The organism is Corynebacterium sp. HMSC073B01, from assembly GCF_001838255.1.
Taxonomy (GTDB): Bacteria; Actinomycetota; Actinomycetes; order Mycobacteriales; family Mycobacteriaceae; genus Corynebacterium; species Corynebacterium jeikeium_D.
Map to the genome: position 1 here is coordinate 14,293 of NZ_KV836156.1, position 17,489 is coordinate 31,781.

The window sequence follows — 17,489 nt, forward strand, 5'->3', positions numbered from 1 at the left end:
GAAGATCTCGGTGGGCGCCGTATGTGTGGCATCATCCCGGGGCGAGCGCACATGGCACGGTTGAAGCTGGGGTACCGGGAGGCTGTGGCGCTGACTGATTCTGTGCTGTGCCCGGTAGGAACGCGCGTGCGCGGTCACGAGTTCCACAAGACAGCCCTCACCGATGACACCGCAAGTGTCGCTGCTGCGGCCGGGTGGCAACCAGCCTGGGGTTGGCGTGGATATCAAGGCGAAACAGTTCGCGACGGCTTCGTTTCCGAGTCTGGGCGGATTCATGCCGGTTACCTGCATGTTCATCCGGCGGGTGCGCCGGGGAACGTCAGTCGCTTTGTCGCTTCGTGCGCCGGGTAAAGTGTTAGCTATGAGTTTGCTTCTCAAAGACTACGGTGTGTTGGTGATTGGCGGTTCCACGGCTGCAGAGCGCGTGATTCCTCGGCTGTTGGACTCTGGCGCTGATGTCACTGTGTGTGAAGGTGGGGAAGTAACAACTGCGATTGAGGCCTGGGCTGCAGACGGCCGTATTACTTTGACCCGCACCGGTTTTACCGAGGCGATGAGCTGGGGCAAGGCTCTCATGGTCTGCTGTGACGAGGCGTTGTTGCGTGAGGTGACTCTAGAGGGACACCGCCGAGGTATTCTCGTCGACGATGAAACCGGGGCTTCCAGCCCGCTTACTCCTGTGGCGCTGACCGGCCGTCGCGCGTCGCGCGCTGGGGACCTCGCTGGTCAGGTCGCACTCGTAGGCGGTGGCCCGGGCGACCCCGGTCTGATTACCGTTGAGGGGCGTCGCTTGCTCCGGCTTGCCGACGTTGTCGTTGCAGACCACCTCGGTCCACTGTCGCTGCTCGGTGACTTGGAGCCGGATGTCGAGATTATTGATGCCGGCAAGCTTCCTTACGGCCGCGCCATGGCTCAGGAGCGCATCAATGAACTGCTAGTTCATCGTGCCCGTGAGGGCTACTTTGTGGTCCGGCTCAAGGGTGGCGATCCGTACATCTTCGGCCGCGGTTTTGAAGAGCTTCAGGAGCTGCAGAAGGCTGGGGTACCGGTTCGCGTTGTGCCGGGTATTACTTCAGCACTGGCGGTACCGGGGACGATTGGCATCCCAGTTACTATGCGTGGCGTCAACCATGAATTCACTGTTGTGTCCGGTCACGTCCCACCGGGGCACAGGAAATCGCTGGTCAATTGGGATGCGCTGGGCCGGATGCACGGCACTATTGCCATCATTATGGGAGTTAAGAACGGGCCAAAGATTGCCGAGGCTCTGATGAAGGCCGGCCGCAGCCCGAAGACTCCGGCTGCGGTCATCCAGGACGGCACGCTGCCGAATCAGAGGTCGCTACGCTGCACACTCGGCGAGCTTGGCGAGAAAATGGTCGAAGAGGCAATCAAGCCGCCCGCGGTTATCGTCATCGGTGAAGTCGCCGGTCTGGATGAGGGCGATGAGTAAGAACAACAAGTTGAGCAACAACAAGTCGAGGAAGCGTGAGCCAGAGCAGCAAAAGGCAGGGCTTGTTACCCGACTGCTTGCCGACGATCAGCTGCGTAGCGCCATCTGGATGGGCGCTGCGACCTTCCTGGTGTTCTACCTCGGAACCATGATCATCTTCCGACTCCTTCTCCTCGGCGGAGAAGGATCGCGATACGACAGCATTTTCATCGCTATTATCGCTCTGATTGCCGCCATTGTGGCAGGCCGAAAGCGCTACAACGACGACATTTAGTTTTCCGGGACGCGGAAGATGAGGGTGTCGTCGTCAAGCGAGACGTCGTATCCTGCGGCGCGTGCGATGTCGACGGCCTCTGTGGGGGAGGTCGGTGTCGTGTCGGAAAGGGCGATGGCGCGGGCAAATAGGCCCTTGTAGTGCTTGTTGAAGTGGCTGACGATTTTGCCCTCGGCGGTGAGCACGGTCATCGTTGTCGCGCTCTTGACTTTGCCCAAATTGGCGTAGGTGCCGGAACGAAGGTCGATGAGGAAGTCGACATCATTGAGAGCCTCGGTGATGGCGGTACCCCAACGGCGCTTCATTGTGGGAGCCGCGTCGGCAGGCTGATCCGCGAAGGGGAGCTTGACCGTACCAGAGAGACGGTAGTGGGGGATGAGGTCGTCCCCGCCAATGACACCGAAGAGCGCTGACCCGATGGCGAGTCGAGCACGGCCGGTTTCCGGCAAATCGCTGGGGGAGAGTGCGTCGTAGAGCACCCCGGTATAACGCTCGAGAGCCGGCATGGTCGGCGACTCTAGGAGCGCGGCATTAGCTGTGACTTCGTCAGCAAGCCGTGGCCCCAGCTTCAGTGTTTCCATCGCGGCTTCCCTGTTCGCACTTAGCGCCACGAGATCGGCTGCAATGCGCTCGCGGATGGGGTTGAGGGAGCCGAAGCTCAGCGAGGAAAAGTCTACTGCGGGATGGCTGCCACCAGTGGCTTTGGTTTCAGAGGGGGGTAGGACTACGAGCATGGGCACCATAGTAATGCCCCGCATGTTGCGAAGAATGATCGACGGGTAAAATCAGCATTCATGATTACGCGAATGTCCCAGCTGTTCCTGCGCACACTGCGCGAGGATCCAGCTGACGCCGAGGTCCCTAGCCACAAGCTGCTCGTCCGTGCCGGCTACATCCGGCGAACTGCCCCTGGTGTGTACTCCTGGCTGCCACTGGGCTTGAAGGTTCTGCGCAACGTAGAGAAGGTTGTGCGCGAGGAGATGGAAGGCATTGGCGCACAGGAGCTGGCATTCCCTGCACTGCTCCCGCGTGAACCGTACGAGGCGACGAATCGGTGGACCGAATACGGCCCCGAGCTGTTCCGTCTGAAGGATCGCAAGGGCGCGGACTACCTGCTGGGGCCGACGCACGAAGAGATGTTCGCGCTGGCTGTCAAGGATCTTTTCAGCTCCTACAAGGATTTCCCGACGACGCTGTTTCAGATTCAGACCAAGTACCGCGACGAGGCTCGCCCGCGCGCTGGTATTCTGCGTGGCCGCGAGTTCGTGATGAAGGACTCTTATTCCTTCGACATGGACGACGAGGGGCTGGAGAATTCTTATCAGCAGCACCGCGGTGCCTACCAGCGAATTTTTGACCGGCTGGGCATTAAGTACGAAATCTGCCACGCCACCTCCGGCGCTATGGGCGGTTCGGCCTCCGAGGAGTTCCTGGCTGTTAGCGAAAGTGGCGAAGACTCCTTCGTAGTCTCCACCGACGGTGAGTACGCCGCCAATGTGGAAGCCGTGAAGATTCCGGCAGTTGAACCGCAGCCGATTGAGGGACAACCGGAGGCGAAGGTTTACGAGTCTCCGAACTGCACCACAATCGCAGCACTTGTTGATTGGGCCAATGGTGCGGACCTCGGACGCGAGGTCACTGCTGCCGATACTTTGAAGTGCGTTCTCGTCGCCGTCGACCCGAAGAAGGTCGATAAGGAGAGCAACGCCCTGCCGGAACAGCTCACCGCAATCCTGGTTCCCGGTGACCGTGAGGTCGATGAAAAGCGTCTTGAAGTCGCATTTGAACCGGGTGAGGCGCGCTTGCTGGAGGACAAGGACTTCGCAGCCAATGACTTCCTGATCAAGGGCTACGTCGGCCCGCAGGGGCTCGCCGATCGCGGTGTGAAGGTCCTAGCTGACCCCCGCGTGGCGGAGGGCACAAATTGGATTACAGGAGCCAACGAGGAAGGCAAGCACATCGTCGATGTGGTCGCTGGTCGCGACTTCCAGATTGATGGTATTTGCGATGTCGCAGAGGTGCGTGACGGCGACCCGGCTCCGGAGGGGCATGGCACGCTAAAGATCGAGCGCGGAATCGAGATCGGTCACATTTTCCAGTTGGGCCGCAAGTACACCAACGCCTTTGAAATCGACATCCTCGATGTCAACGGTAAGCGTGCTCGTCCGACGATGGGGTCCTACGGCATTGGCGTGTCCCGCCTGGTCGCTGTCCTCGCGGAACAGCAGTTGGATGAAAAGGGCCTCAAGTGGCCAGTTGCCGCGGCACCGTACAAGGTTCACATCGCTGTGGCCGGCAAGAACGCCGAAGCAGCTGAGGCCGCTGAACAGCTGGCGGAAGACCTCAGCCAGCAGGGCATTGAGGTGCTTTTCGACGACCGTCCGAAGGTCAGCCCCGGTGTGAAGTTCAAGGACGCCGAGCTGCTGGGTATGCCGTTTGTGGTCATCTTTGGCCGTGGCTACGCGGACGGCAAGGTGGAGCTGCGTAACCGCCTGACCAACGAGACCGACGAGGTCGCCGCTGACGGCATTGCAGCTCACGTCGCGGAGCTGGTTCGCAAGGCTTAGAGCCCGGGCAACGGCTCCAAGTTGTTGCCACCTAGCGCTGCCGCTCCGGCGGCAGCCACGCCAGCTGCCTGCAGCGCGAACATACGCATCCGAGGGTTATTAGCAGCGAGCAATACGTCTTCCCACGCCTGGGCACAATAGCGCTCCAATGCAATCATGTAATCGACGGGTGCCGTATCTGGCGAAGGAGCGCCTTCCGGCATATAGCCAGGTGCGCTCTCCGGCACCTCAACGTCGGAATCCTCCAAAATTAGTCGGGCACGATCGCGCAAAATTCGGTGGCGCTCGCCACGGGCCAAAAGTGCAGTAGTGGTATCGCCTCCGACACGTGGTGCGGCTACGCCGACACCGTAAATCATCATGTATTCGGCTTGCAGTGCCTTAGTCATCTGTTCTTCGGCACCCGAGATTTCATCCCTGTCACTGGGAATCAATGGGACAAGCTCCTCCCACTCAGCGCCCGCAACACGCAGAGCGAGGACGATACCGCCATCGACAGCCGTGGCGAGGCGCGCAGTGTGCTCCTCCCGCAATGCAGTGCGTGAATCCAGGGCATTCGTCAGTACGGGATTGTTTCGCGAGTCCGTGAGCAGTAGCTTCGCGTCGGAACCGGTAACCAGGGATCCTGGGACTGCTACGTCCGAGCCACATTCATCGACAGGTTTACCGTCCTTGTGGGTGCCGCAGGCGCGTGTGATTTCCTTATCCAGTTCGGTAACCTGCGCGGAGCGCACCGCTGCGAGGTCAGGATTGGCGTCGCTAAGCGACTGTGCATCGCGCGCCGCCAGCGCATGGAGAACCTCAATGGCGTAATCGGGGCGCGGTGCCACCAGATGCGAGCACGCGGAAAGCGCAGGAAGTGATCCCACGGCGAGGGCAGCAGCGAGGAAGCCACGGCGCGAGAGAGTACGAGTGCGATGCGATGCGGAAGCAAAACTGGGGGAGGGAGGTTCAACAATCACCTCACTATGGTGCCACGGCGGGCGGCACTTTGTGTCAATGCGGTATGTGGAAAGCGCCCAGGTGCGCAATTCCTAGTACTTGACCTGTAGACTCTACGACTATGGCGATACCCGCACCCGAGAAAATTGAACAGTTTGTGAGCCCGGCGCTCGCACAAATCGGCCTGGATGTGGAAGATGTCAAGGTCGTTCGCGCCGGCGCAAAGTCACAGGTCATTGTGTTAGTTGACGCAGATGAGCGTCCTGACCTCGATGTTCTGGAACAGGCCACGTATGAAGTATCTTCGGCTCTGGATGCCGCGGAGGCACGTGGTGAAGCGGACTTCGGCGCTCAGGGCTACACCTTGGAAGTTTCCACTCCTGGTATTGACGCACCGCTGACCCAGCCTCGGCACTGGCGTCGTAACCGTGGTCGTATTGCGGAGATTTCGCTTGCCGACGGTTCCGCGATTGCAGCCCGCATTGGTGCGCTGTCGCCGGATGAAGAATCCATCATTCTCGTTACCTCTAAGGGGCCAAAGGGACGTTTGAAGGCTGTTGGTCAGCGTGTCCAATTAACCAATGTGGCCCGTGCAGTGGTACAAGTTGAATTCTCTAATCCGCCCGCAGCCGAGAAGGATTTTGCGGGACTAGACTATGACGATGCCTTGACCAGGCTGGAGGATAACAAGTGAAGATTGAACTAGCTGCCCTGCGAACCTTGGAAAAGGAAAAGGGTATTCCTGTCGACGAAATGCTGGGACTGGTCGCCCGAGCATTGCGTGAAAGCTACCGTAGCACCACCGCACCGGCACAGTATGCGCGCGTCGAAATCGACCGTGAGACCGGTGACGTCATAGTCTTTGCCCAGGAGCGAGACGACGAGGGCAATCTCATCTCCGAATGGGACGACACTCCGGAGGACTTCGAGCGTACCGCTGCATTCGCTGTTCGTCAGACCATCCTTTCGCGTCTGCGGGATGCGGAGAGCGATAAGGTTCTCGACGAATACGCAGACCTGTCTAATCAGGTCATTTCCGGCGTGGTCCAGCGCGATGTCTATGCCAATGAAAAGGGCATTGTCGTCGTCCACATCGGTTCGGAGGCCAACGGCCGCGACGGTATTCTGATGCCGGCTGAGCAGCTGCCAGGTGAGGAACTCAAGCACGGTGACCGCATCAAGTGCTACGTCGTCGGTGTGAACAAGACTCCGCGGGGTGTTGCGATTCACCTGTCACGCACGCACCCGGAGCTCATTCGTAAGCTCTTCGAACTTGAAGTTCCGGAAGTTGCCGATGGGGCAGTGGAATTGATTTCCATTGCGCGCGAGGCCGGTCACCGCACCAAGGTTGCTGTACGCCCCACGGTCAAGGGCCTCAACGCTAAGGGCGCCTGCATTGGGCCCCGCGGTCAGCGTGTGAACTCGATTATGAATGAGCTCAAGGGCGAGAAGATCGACATCATCGACTACGACGAGGATCCGGCGAAGTTCGTTGGTAACTCGCTGGCGCCCGCCAAGGTAGTTAGTGTCAAGATTCTGGACATGGACGAGCGCCGTGCACACGTTGTGGTGCCCGACTACCAGCTCTCTCTTGCTATCGGCAAGGAGGGACAGAATGCCCGTCTGGCGGCTCGTCTGACCGGCTGGCGAATCGATATCCACTCCGACGCGGAGTAGACACAACGTCAGCGTCCCAGCGGTTGCGAAAGTGGCGGGAAAGTGCCTAGGGGGTTGGCACTTTCCCGCCTTTTCGGGTTATGCTGGGAGGTGGCCAAACGACAAGGCGTGATTTTCCTATGCGAATTTTCGCGCTGAATTTCTTAGCAGGAAGGTGGGTGCGTCAGGAGTATGACGACTTCGCGGGTGCTAAACCCGAATTCGACAACTCATACGCCTGCACCCACACGTACCTGTATCGCAACTAAGCAGCGCCACAATTGCTCGGAGCTGCTGCGCATTGTCGCCACCACCCGTTCAGATGGCTCAGTAGCCGTCGTTGCTGATCCGCATCGTCGGATGCAGGGGCGAGGTGCCTGGATCACCCCAACACTAAAGGCTTGGGAGATCGCCGACAAGCGCCGTGCATTTGGCCGCGCACTGAAGGTATCTACGCAGGTAGATGCGTTTCCGGTTAAACAGTTTATCGCCACGCACTACGAAGCGGCGGAGGGTTTCGCCCCCGCTGACGATGTGCGTGTCGCTAAGCAGGGAGGCAGGAAAAATGACAACAGAAAGACCTGAACACTGATGAGCACACGATGAAGCATCAGCGATGAACGGCAATAGATAAGAGGGAGCCCTGCAGGCGCTCTCGGTGCGCGGACGAATCCGCCATCGGGCGCTGCTCGGCCCCCACTAGTGAGGAGAGCAGTGTCCGGAAAGCTACGTGTCCATGAGCTCGCTAAGCAGCTCGGGGTCACCAGCAAAGAACTACTCGCCGAGCTGAAGGCTCAGGGCGAGTTTGTTAAGACCGCTTCTTCGACGGTGGAACCACCCGTCGTCAGGAAGATGAAGAAGGTCTACGAAGAGAAGAATGCTGGCGCAGGTGCTGACGCGTCTGCCCAGGCCCCAGCGACCAAGGCTGCAGCTGAGTCTGCTGCTAAGTCGGGTGCCAAGCCAGCAGCTAAGCCAGGCGCTAAGCCTGCTGCACCAGCTGCAGCAAAGCCGGGTGCCAAGCCAGCTGCACCGTCCCGTTCGCCGAAGCCGGGACAGGAAATGCCACGCCCGCCGAAGCCTGCTGGCCCGAAGCCGGGGCCGAAGCCAGGCGCACGCGCACCGCGTGTGGCGAACAACCCATTCTCGACCGGCGGATCCTCCCGCCCGGCACCGCGGCCGTCCAACATGCCGCGTCCGCAGGGCGGAAACGGCCGTCCGGGCCCGAAGCCGGGAGCACGCCAGGGTGGCCCTCGCCCGCAGGGTGGACAGGGCCGCGGTAATAAGCCGAGCGGCAATCGTCCGACTCCGGCAATGATGCCTTCGCACCCGAACCCGGGGCAGATGCCTGCAAAGGCAAGCCGCGGTGGCGGTGGCGGTGGCTTCGGCGGCCGTGGTCGCGGCCCGGGTGGCCCGGGTGGCGGACCGCGCGGTGGCCGCGGCGGACGTCGCGGTGGAACTGCAGGTGCATTCGGGCGACCAGGAGGCGCCCCGCGTCGCGGACGTAAGTCGAAGCGTCAGAAGCGCAACGAGTACGAGGCAATGCAGGCACCATCCGTGGTGGGCGGCGTTAAGCTGCCTAACGGTAAGGGCACGACCATTCGCCTCGCACGTGGTGCATCCCTGTCTGACTTCGCTGAGAAGATTAACGCCGATGCAGCATCGCTGGTCCAGGCGTTGTTCAACCTCGGCGAAATGGTGACGGCAACTGCATCGGTCTCCGACGAGACCCTGCAGCTGCTCGGCGACGAGATGGATTACAAGGTCCAGGTCGTCTCGCCTGAGGATGAGGACCGCGAGCTCCTCGAGTCCTTCGACCTCCAGTTCGGTGAGGACGAGGGCGACGATGAGGACCTGGAGCAGCGCCCGCCAGTGGTAACTGTGATGGGTCACGTCGACCACGGTAAGACGCGCCTGTTGGACACGATTCGTAAGGCCAACGTCGGTGGCCACGAGTCCGGTGGTATTACCCAGCACATCGGTGCCTACCAGGTGCCGGTGGAGCTCGACGGTGAGAAGCGCAAGGTTACCTTCTTGGATACCCCGGGTCACGAGGCGTTTACCGCCATGCGTGCTCGTGGTGCCAAGTCGACCGATATCGCGATTCTGGTTGTTGCAGCTGATGACGGCGTCATGCCGCAGACGGTTGAGGCTATTAACCACGCCAAGGCCGCTGATGTGCCGATTGTCGTTGCAGTCAACAAGATTGATAAGGAAACTGCAGATCCGCAGAAGATTCGTGGTCAGCTGACTGAATACGGTCTCACTGACGAAGAGTGGGGCGGCGACACTATGTTCGTCGATATCTCCGCTAAGCAAGGTCTCAACATCGATCAGCTTCTCGAAGCAGTGCTGTTGACTGCCGATGCTTCGCTGGATCTGCGCGCCAATCCGGATATGGACGCTCAGGGTGTCGCCATTGAGGCTCACCTTGACCGTGGCCGTGGTCCGGTGGCAACCGTTATCGTTCAGCGCGGTACGTTGCGCGTCGGTGATTCCATCGTTGTCGGTGACGCATATGGTCGTGTTCGCCGCATGGTCGATGAGTACGGCAACGACGTCGATGAGGCCGGTCCTTCCCGTCCGGTTCAGGTGCTCGGCCTGACCTCCGTACCGGGTGCTGGTGACAACCTCCTGGTTGTTGACGAGGATCGTACGGCCCGCCAGATTGCAGACCGCCGCGACGCACGTCGTCGTAATGCGCTGCAAGCACGTCGTCGCAAGCGCGTCTCCCTGGAGAACCTGGACGAGATTCTGAAGGAGACCAACACCCTCAACCTGATCCTGAAGGGCGACAACGCCGGTACCGTCGAGGCACTGGAAGAAGCCCTGCTCAAGATCGAGGTCGACGACGAGGTCGCTCTGAACATCATCGACCGTGGTGTCGGTGCTGTCACGCAGACCAACGTCACGCTGGCTGCTGCGTCTGACGCCGTCATCATCGGCTTCAACGTTCGCTCCGAGGGCAAGGCCACCGAGGTTGCCAATGCTGAGGGCGTTGACATCCGCTACTACACGGTGATCTACCGTGCTATCGAGGATGTCGAGGCTGCTCTGAAGGGCATGCTCAAGCCGGTCTATGAGGAGAAGGAGATTGGTCGTGCAGAGATTCGCGCCATCTTCAAGTCCTCCGCAGTTGGCCTCATTGCCGGCTGTATGGTCGAGTCCGGAAAGGTCCGCCGCAACGCGAAGGCTCGCCTGGTTCGTGACGGCAACGTCATTACGGATTCGGCGACTATCGAGTCGCTGAAGCGAGAGAAGGACGATGCCACCGAGGTCGCAGCCGGTTACGAGTGCGGTATGGTGCTGTCCTACCCGGACATCCAGGTGGACGACGTTATCGAGGTCTACGAGATGGTCGAGGTTCCGCGCACGTAGCAACGTAAGCTAAACACTGCGTGAACTTTGATAAGGCGCTCCCTTCGGGGAGCGCCTTTTTGCGTATCGTGTTCGTTATGGGCTTCAAAACTAATCTCTTTGCACTCTCAGATGAACTGCCGCGAACGAATATTTTGAATTATCCTCCTGCGAGCGCAGAGGAGACTCTTGCGCAATTGGACAAGATTTGGCCAGGGAAATTCGCCTTTGATTCCGAAGAAACCATTGAGGATGGTCATAATTGGTACTTCCACGCGGTAGCGTTTGGGCCAACGCTGCTTTTCGGGACCGACGACGTATACGACCTTATTGAGGACCCAGCGTTGGCGAACGATCCTCGCGAAAGTTGGTCACTGTGCATCAATAGTGTTGTCGATTTCTGCCACTATAAGACTCCTACCAGGGAATTAGAAGCAAGCTGCGAAGACTATGATTTTGACATGCAGCGGTTTTTCAGCTCTGGACGACTGTTGGATTTCGAGGTACCGTTCGCTAACGGTGAACACGTCGAGGTACTACATCCGACGGATGTGGCTGAATGGGAACAAACCCATGGCAGTGTGGCGCCCAAGGATAAAAATGGTGAGGTAAGTTACCTTTTCCATCCGCTGGAGCTAGGTAATGCTGCGGTTAAATGGATTTTCGGCATCGAGGGAGAAACACCATTGCAGGACAGTGTGATGGATTCACTGCCTGACTGCTCCCATGTTAATGGGTTACCGATGTACAACTTCGTGGAGCGCCGTTAAGAGCGTACGGGTAGGCTGCGTTTCAGCTGCGCAATTCCGTAGTAGCGACTCCCCATGCCGTCGATGACATCGATGGTGGTGGCAGTGTTGTCGTGATGATTAATGGGTTAATAACAAAGGGCGAGCGTGCGGCGAAGCAATTGACTGCACGCGGTAAACGGGTGCGGGCGAAGTCGCGAAACATGCGGTTCGAAGTTGAGTAGTGTTTTGCGTGTTAGTATTAGCAGTCCTTTGTATTGAACCGTTTTGCCGGATCCCAGATGGGTCTTTGTCAGCGAAGGGGCACTTCAGGCCCCACGCTAAATGGGGTCTAGCTACGAATCGTTACGCACAGGTAGAGATAGATAGGGAGTAGCCAAAAATGGCAGATCCAGCACGCGCGCGCAGGCTGTCCAAGCGTATTCAGGAGATTGTCGCCAGCGCAATTGAGCGTGAGATTAAGGACCGGCGGCTGGAGTTTGTGACTATCACCGACTGCCGCGTCACCGGCGATTTGCACGACGCCACAGTTTTCTACACTGTGCGCGGACGTACGCTCGACGAGGAACCGGACTACGAGTCGGCAGCAGCAGCGCTGGAAAAGGCGAAGGGGCAGCTGCGTTCCCTGGTCGGTCGTGGCACCGGTGTGCACTACACACCGACGCTGGCTTTTGAGGTTGACACGGTGCCGGAGATTTCCGCGCACCTTGAGGAGCTGCTCGATAAGACTCGCGCGCGCGACGCGGAATTGGCTGAGCAGGCTAGAAACGCAAAGCCCGCAGGCGATGCCAACCCATACCGCGACGAGGAGTAAAACTCTCCACCGGCCACATCTATCGATGAAAGGGGCACCCACGTGACCACTTCTCCGCAGGCTCAGGAGCAGGCAGCTCACCAGCTTTCCCAGGCGATTAATCGCCGCATGTCCAAGCCGATTCAGCAGATGCAGGATATGCTTGCCGACGCCAAGAAGGTCGGCGTCATTGCCCATGTTCACCCCGATGCGGATGCGATTGGTGCTGCATCTGCGATGGTCATGGCACTTGTACAGCGTGGCATTTCGGCTGTAGCCAGCTACGGTGAGAGCGATTTGCCAGCCAAGTCGCTGCTGACCATCCCCGGATGGGAGCGATTTGTCGAGTACACGGACTTGGATGAAGACATTGACACGTGGGTGACTGTCGACTGCGCAAGCCCGGGGCGCCTCGGTGCGCTGGAAGATCGCGTGATGGCCTCCGACCGCGTTATCAATGTTGACCATCACGCGACCAACACTCGCTTTGGGTCCGTCAACATGGTTGACGAACGCGCAGAGTCCTCGACCATGGTGCTCCTGGACTTCTTTGGTGTCTGGGGTATCAAGCTGACCACGCCGATGGCTCATGCTCTCTATGCAGGGCTGTTGACGGACACCGCATCGTTCCAGTTCGGCCATTCCCGCATGCACACTGCAGCGGCGCGCCTGCTGGATAAGGGGCTCAATCCGCGCACGATTGGTGCACAGCTGCTGGAAGAACATCCGTTTGCCTACCTTCCATTCCTGGGCAAGGTGCTTTCCACCGCGACATTGGTGCCCGAGTGGGGCGACGGCGCTGGCCTAATCCACGTCGTCATTGAGCACGACCAGACCGCCGAAGTTGGCCACGATGAGATTGAATCGGTCGTGGACATTGTGCGTACGACTAATGCGGCCGACGTCTGTGCCGTGCTTAAGGAGTATGAGCCAAACCAGTGGGCCGTCTCGCTGCGTTCTCGCGAGCTTGTCGATGTCTCCCAGGTCGCCCTGGAAATTGGCGGCGGTGGCCACGAGCGTGCCGCCGGTCTGACTCGGGAGTGCAGCAAGGATGAGCTGCTGCAGGCCATCCTGGACACCAGCGATGTCGCAGCCCAGGCACGCCGAGGCACGAGCGAGGCCTAGGGGATTGTCGGACTCGCGAGAAACTCAGGAGCGCACTGAGATTGAGCGAACCGGCATAGAGCGAACCGGGCACAGTGCGAAGTCAGATGTCAGCCTTCGCGCAATCGTTTCGCTTGCGCTGCCAGCGTTGGGTGTTCTTGCCGCGCCCGCACTCTATGTGCTGCTGGATACGGCTGTCATCGGTCGGCTTGGAGCTGTTCAGCTTGCGGCGCTTGCCGCTGGTTCGACGGTTTTTTCTGTGGTAACTACGCAGCTTACTTTCTTGGCTTACGGCACGACCGCCCGATCAGCGCGAGCCTTTGGCAGGGGCAACGTGGACGAGGCGGTTGAAGAGGGACTGCAAGCGACGTGGGTCGCCATCTTTGTGGGCCTTAGCCTCTTTGCCATCATCGTGGGGTTGGCACCAGTATTTACCGGTTGGTTAGCTCCTCATCCGGAGGTCGCTCATGATGCCGGGCAGTGGTTGCGAGTTGCTGCCTTCGCCATTCCGCTGACGTTGATTGCGCAGGCTGGAAATGGTTGGTTGCGCGGTATCCAAAACACCCGCGCGCCGCTGCTATTTGTGCTCTCAGGCCTTGTTCCGGCCGCCATTGTGATTGTGCCGCTGGTCCGCGCCTTCGGTCTCGAGGGCTCTGCGCTGGCCGTTCTCTTCGGCGAATTGATTACCGGCGGACTGTTCCTCCGCAGTCTTTTCAAAGAGTGCTCTAGCCGCAAGCTTTCCATGCGCCCGAATGGCGCCATTATCAAAAGCCAGCTGGTCCTCGGCCGCGATCTCATCGTTCGCTCCTTGTCCTTCCAGGTAGCGTTCCTCTCCGCCGCAGCGGTTGCTGGCCGCGTTGGGCCGACCACGCTCGGTGGGCACCAGGTCATGCTGCAACTGTGGAATCTGATTTCGTTGGTGCTCGACTCGCTAGCGATTGCTGCACAGACGCTCGTCGGTGCAGCGTTGGGCGGTAGCTCCACGGCCGTTGCCCGCTGGACTGGCAAGCGCGTGACGGTCTGGTCAAGCGTCATTGCCCTCGGCCTAGCGGCTGTTTTCGCAGTAGGTAATGCCAGCATCGTCCGCATTTTTACCGACGCAACAGGCGTGATTGACGCAGTCACCGCCGGACCATGGTGGATTCTTGTCGCAATGATTCCTATCGGCGGTGTCGTCTTCGCGCTCGATGGCGTGTTGCTCGGCGCCGGCGACGCAGCCTTCCTCCGTAACGCCACCGTTAGCGCGGTCCTGTGCGGATTCCTCCCACCGGTCTGGCTGGCGCAGGCATTTGGCTGGGGGCTGACCGGCGTGTGGTGCGGTCTCTTGGCCTTCATGATTCTGCGACTAATCTTTGTCGCTACCCGTTTCCGTGGAGAGAAATGGTACGGCATCAGCGCATGAGTGTGCTTGCCGACGTCCAGGAGTATCTGGCCAGGCATTTGCCCGCCGGTAGCCGGCTAGTTATTGACTCCAATGCCGAGCGTCCGTTTAGTGATGCGGAATTGCAGCAGCTCCGTAGCGCTGAGTTGAGGCTGTCTGATAGTGCAGCACCTGTTCGAATCCGTGATTTCACCCGAGGGCGCCTCGCTGCGCATGAGGCGGTGCAACGGCTAGGAGAGCCTGCCCCACATGGGATTGGCATGTCGACCACCGGAGCGCCGCTGTGGCCGCGAGGAGTCGTGGGGTCAATTAGCCATTGCGACGGGGCCGTGGCAGCCGTGTCCGCGAGCGCTGAACAGCTGCAGGGGATTGGCATCGATGTCGAGGTCGAGCAGACTCTAGAGTTAGGAATCATCGAGGCAGTCTTGCGCACTGACGAAGCACGCCTTGACCCGCTGGTGCAATTTAGCGCCAAGGAATCAATGTACAAACTCTGGGAGCCGATAGTCGGGCAGTGGCTGGACTTCGACGAAGTCTCCGTGCAACCGAGGAAGAAACGGATAGCAGCGCGAGGTTTTTCCCGAGGACTCACAGGGGGACCTTTACAGCTAACGTTTCACCGTGAGATTCCCGGCGCCTTCCGCGGAGTAAAGGGCTTCTGGGCTCGCGGTGCAGGCATCGTTGCAACCGCGGTGTGGCTCGAGCAGTCTTAAAATCCTTGAGAGGTAGTCATAGCGTGGCCGGGCGCACCACGAAGACCGTCTTAGCCCGTTTGCCAGATTCTGTGAGTAGCGCCGGAACCTTTCCCGTTGGTGACACCGCCGCATAGACTCCAGGTTTTCCGATCGGCTCCAGCCACTTGCCCTGAGCCAAATCAGCCGCCTGCTGTTCAGTAATTTCGCGGGTATCAAAGCAACGCAGGCAGGCCTCGTCCAGACTCATCGGCAGCAAGGAAGCGGCGCGCTCCGGGACTGGGCGTCGCATCTCCACAATTTCTGGATGGGCGGTGTCGAACTGCTCGGCCTTCGCCGTGAGCTCGTCGATAGTCAACGCCTCATCAATAGTGAAAACGCCGGCGGCAGTACGCCGCAGAGCAGTGAGATGACCACCGACTCTCAGTGCATCCCCCAAGTCACGAGCTAGGGCGCGGATGAAAGTGCCGGCAGAGCAGTCGACCTCCACGTCGATATCGATGCACTCCCCGGGGCGCGAAGGATCGGAGTCGTGGCGGATGTCCAGAACCTCATAGCGGGTGATTGTCACTGGGCGCGCAGGGATATCGACCTTCTCACCACGGCGGATGCGCTCGTAGGCGCGGACACCGTCAATCTTCACCGCTGATACCGCCGCGGGTTTTTGCATGATTGTGCCGGTGAACTTCGCAATTTCCGCTCGAACCATTTCATCAGTCACCGATGCCGCCGAGGATTCGGAGAGCAACTCGCCCTCGGCGTCGTCGGTAAGCGTGGCAGCGCCGAGTCGAATGGTGGCTTGGTAGGACTTCGTGTCGGCGTGGACATGTGGCAGGAAACGGGTGCCGCGGCCGATGCCGAGGACGAGCACACCGGTGGCCATTGGGTCGAGGGTACCGGAGTGGCCGACCTTCTTGGTGCGGAAGATGCGACGGAGTTTGCCCACTACATCGTGGCTTGTCCAGCCTTGGGGCTTGTCGACGATGACAATGCCGGAGTCTGCAATCGGATCGAAGTCGGTCATAGACGCAATCCTATGTTGCGCTATATGCGGTGTGTTAAACGGTGACCAGTTACACTGGCTCTCTGTGGAGATTTGGTATGGCTTGGACAATGCACCCGAAGACCTGGGGGACACGGTCGTAACCATCGGAGTGTTCGATGGTATTCATCTTGGGCATAAGCGCCTGATAGCTGCTGCGGTCAGTGACGCTCGCGCTCGTGGCGTGAAGTCGCTGTTGATGACTTTCGATCCCAATCCCGTAGCGCTGTTTGCCCCGGATAAGGTGCCGCCGGCACTGTCCACCGTGTCCCGTCGCGCCGAGCTGGCAGAAGCGGAGGGAATCGATGCCATGCTTGTCGTGCCTTTCGACAAGAACTTCTCCAGCATCCCCGCAGAAGACTTTGTACGCACCGTTGTCCGCGACAAGCTGAATGCTCAGGCCGTCTTCGTTGGCCAGAACTTCACCTATGGGCAGAAGGCCGCAGGTACCGCCGAGACTATGCCGGAGCACGGCCGTAAGTGTGGGGTCGACGTCACCATCGTCGACCTTCTCGACGTCACTGCCGCGGACTCGACCGAACGTGTTTCGTCGACACGTATTCGCGGTTTGCTTGCCGACGGTGCGGTGTCCGCAGCCGCCTCGTGTCTCGGGTACTTCTACCGTGTCGATGGTGATGTTATTCCAGGTCAGGGGCGTGGGGGAGTGCAGCTGGGCTTTCCGACCGCCAATATTGACTTCGCTGAGGGCCTAGCAATCCCGGCTGATGGTGTCTACGCGGCATGGTTCACGGTTCAGCCGACGGCAGCCCGCCCGGAGCCGGACCCGAAGGGCGATATCGAGTTTGGGGTGCGCTACCCAGCGGCCGTGTCGGTGGGCACTAATGTGACCTTTGGAGACACTGATCGAACGGTCGAGGCCTACGTGATTGACCGTCATGCGGACCTCTACGGCACCGCCGGGCAGGTTGAGTTTGTCGACCGGATTCGCGGAATGGAGAAGTTCGACTCGGTCGAGGAGCTCATTGACCGGATGAGCCAGGACGTGGCAGACACCGAGGCCATTTTGGCTAAGACCGATTAGCTGTTAGAGTAAAACGTCGGCTGTGACTGCGGTCCACAAGCAGTTGCGAGGAACCAGCTGCCAGACGCTGTTTGGTTCCGGAAAAGCCGAGAATGTGGACTGAAAAAACGACCATAATTTGATTCAAGGAGTTAGATTTACATGGCTTTGAACACTGCAGAAAAGGCTGAGATTCTCAAGGAGTTCGGCCTGCACGAGACCGACACCGGTTCCCCGGAGGCTCAGGTTGCACTGCTGACCGCACGTATTCGTCAGCTGACCGAGCACCTGAAGTTCCACAAGCACGATCACCACTCCCGTCGTGGTCTGCTGCTGCTGGTCGGTCGCCGCAAGGGCCTGCTGCAGTACCTGCAGGACAACGATGTTGAGCGCTACCGTAAGCTGATCGAGCGCCTGGGGCTGCGTCGCTAAGGTTCTCCTTAAGGTCCTGTTTGACAGAG

General features: G+C 59.5%; 17 protein-coding genes and 1 pseudogene. 15 read left to right on the plus strand and 3 right to left on the minus strand.

Annotated elements, in window-relative coordinates; translation table 11 throughout:
• From HMPREF2849_RS05455 to HMPREF2849_RS05465, 3 genes and pseudogenes are all read left to right on the plus strand, one after another.
• Nucleotides 1–351, plus strand: a pseudogene (locus HMPREF2849_RS05455) (cobyrinate a,c-diamide synthase); the annotation flags it as partial.
• Between the two features lie 10 nt (nucleotides 352–361).
• Nucleotides 362–1,453, plus strand: a complete 1,092-nt coding sequence (cobA, locus tag HMPREF2849_RS05460; RefSeq protein WP_049170808.1) for a uroporphyrinogen-III C-methyltransferase — start codon at nucleotides 362–364, stop codon at nucleotides 1,451–1,453.
• Nucleotides 1,446–1,727, plus strand: a complete 282-nt coding sequence (locus HMPREF2849_RS05465; protein WP_016422579.1) for a hypothetical protein — start codon at nucleotides 1,446–1,448, stop codon at nucleotides 1,725–1,727. The genes cobA and HMPREF2849_RS05465 overlap by 8 nt, the downstream gene beginning before the upstream one ends.
• Here the strand turns inward: HMPREF2849_RS05465 and HMPREF2849_RS05470 are convergent.
• Nucleotides 1,724–2,461 (minus strand): YaaA family protein, encoded by a 738-nt coding sequence (locus HMPREF2849_RS05470; protein ID WP_042389272.1) that lies wholly within the window; start codon nucleotides 2,459–2,461, stop codon nucleotides 1,724–1,726. The genes HMPREF2849_RS05465 and HMPREF2849_RS05470 overlap by 4 nt on opposite strands.
• A 60-nt stretch (nucleotides 2,462–2,521) precedes the next feature.
• Between HMPREF2849_RS05470 and HMPREF2849_RS05475 the strand changes: the two genes are divergently transcribed.
• The gene (locus tag HMPREF2849_RS05475) at nucleotides 2,522–4,294 is read left to right on the plus strand and encodes a proline--tRNA ligase (RefSeq protein ID WP_070439004.1); all 1,773 of its coding nucleotides are present in this window, start codon (nucleotides 2,522–2,524) and stop codon (nucleotides 4,292–4,294) included.
• Here HMPREF2849_RS05475 and HMPREF2849_RS05480 read toward each other — a convergent pair.
• A complete protein-coding gene (locus tag HMPREF2849_RS05480; RefSeq protein WP_049189652.1) occupies nucleotides 4,291–5,256 on the minus strand; it encodes a DUF4439 domain-containing protein in 966 nt (321 codons plus the stop codon). The genes HMPREF2849_RS05475 and HMPREF2849_RS05480 overlap by 4 nt on opposite strands.
• A 101-nt stretch (nucleotides 5,257–5,357) precedes the next feature.
• Here HMPREF2849_RS05480 and rimP point away from each other — a divergent pair, with 101 nt between their 5' ends.
• From rimP to HMPREF2849_RS05525, 9 genes are all read left to right on the plus strand, one after another.
• On the plus strand, nucleotides 5,358–5,930 hold the full coding sequence (gene rimP / locus HMPREF2849_RS05485) for a ribosome maturation factor RimP (protein WP_016422583.1): 573 nt from the start codon (nucleotides 5,358–5,360) through the stop codon (nucleotides 5,928–5,930).
• Entirely contained in the window at nucleotides 5,927–6,913 is a 987-nt protein-coding gene (gene nusA, locus HMPREF2849_RS05490; protein ID WP_070862709.1) for a transcription termination factor NusA, read from the plus strand. Before rimP ends, nusA begins: the two co-directional genes overlap by 4 nt.
• Before the next feature lie 171 nt (nucleotides 6,914–7,084).
• A complete protein-coding gene (locus tag HMPREF2849_RS05495) occupies nucleotides 7,085–7,477 on the plus strand; it encodes a YlxR family protein (protein ID WP_016422585.1) in 393 nt (130 codons plus the stop codon).
• Between the two features lie 129 nt (nucleotides 7,478–7,606).
• Nucleotides 7,607–10,267 carry a translation initiation factor IF-2 gene (infB, locus tag HMPREF2849_RS05500; RefSeq protein WP_070862710.1) on the plus strand — a complete coding sequence of 887 codons (2,661 nt, stop codon included), beginning with the start codon at nucleotides 7,607–7,609 and terminating at the stop codon, nucleotides 10,265–10,267.
• Between the two features lie 20 nt (nucleotides 10,268–10,287).
• Nucleotides 10,288–11,016, plus strand: coding sequence for a hypothetical protein (locus HMPREF2849_RS05505; RefSeq protein ID WP_048733528.1), 729 nt, complete (start codon nucleotides 10,288–10,290; stop codon nucleotides 11,014–11,016).
• 361 nt (nucleotides 11,017–11,377) lie between these two features.
• Nucleotides 11,378–11,809 (plus strand): 30S ribosome-binding factor RbfA, encoded by a 432-nt coding sequence (rbfA, locus tag HMPREF2849_RS05510; RefSeq protein WP_070862711.1) that lies wholly within the window; start codon nucleotides 11,378–11,380, stop codon nucleotides 11,807–11,809.
• A gap of 42 nt (nucleotides 11,810–11,851) precedes the next feature.
• Complete coding sequence (locus HMPREF2849_RS05515) at nucleotides 11,852–12,913, plus strand: DHH family phosphoesterase (RefSeq protein WP_049170820.1); 1,062 nt, start codon at nucleotides 11,852–11,854, stop codon at nucleotides 12,911–12,913.
• Nucleotides 12,914–12,917: 4 nt separating this feature from the next.
• Nucleotides 12,918–14,294, plus strand: coding sequence for an MATE family efflux transporter (locus HMPREF2849_RS05520; protein WP_083327270.1), 1,377 nt, complete (start codon nucleotides 12,918–12,920; stop codon nucleotides 14,292–14,294).
• Nucleotides 14,273–14,986: a 4'-phosphopantetheinyl transferase family protein gene (locus tag HMPREF2849_RS05525; RefSeq protein ID WP_070862712.1), complete on the plus strand. Its 714-nt coding sequence runs from the start codon at nucleotides 14,273–14,275 to the stop codon at nucleotides 14,984–14,986. The genes HMPREF2849_RS05520 and HMPREF2849_RS05525 overlap by 22 nt, the downstream gene beginning before the upstream one ends.
• A 16-nt stretch (nucleotides 14,987–15,002) precedes the next feature.
• Here HMPREF2849_RS05525 and truB read toward each other — a convergent pair whose 3' ends face one another.
• On the minus strand, nucleotides 15,003–15,989 hold the full coding sequence (gene truB / locus HMPREF2849_RS05530) for a tRNA pseudouridine(55) synthase TruB (RefSeq protein WP_070862713.1): 987 nt from the start codon (nucleotides 15,987–15,989) through the stop codon (nucleotides 15,003–15,005).
• A 64-nt stretch (nucleotides 15,990–16,053) separates the two neighbouring features.
• Here truB and HMPREF2849_RS05535 point away from each other — a divergent pair, with 64 nt between their 5' ends.
• Together HMPREF2849_RS05535 and rpsO are read left to right on the plus strand one after the other, a co-directional pair.
• Nucleotides 16,054–17,049, plus strand: a complete 996-nt coding sequence (locus tag HMPREF2849_RS05535; RefSeq protein WP_070862714.1) for a bifunctional riboflavin kinase/FAD synthetase — start codon at nucleotides 16,054–16,056, stop codon at nucleotides 17,047–17,049.
• A gap of 141 nt (nucleotides 17,050–17,190) precedes the next feature.
• Nucleotides 17,191–17,460 (plus strand): 30S ribosomal protein S15, encoded by a 270-nt coding sequence (gene rpsO / locus HMPREF2849_RS05540; RefSeq protein ID WP_016422594.1) that lies wholly within the window; start codon nucleotides 17,191–17,193, stop codon nucleotides 17,458–17,460.
• Nucleotides 17,461–17,489 lie beyond the last annotated feature (29 nt).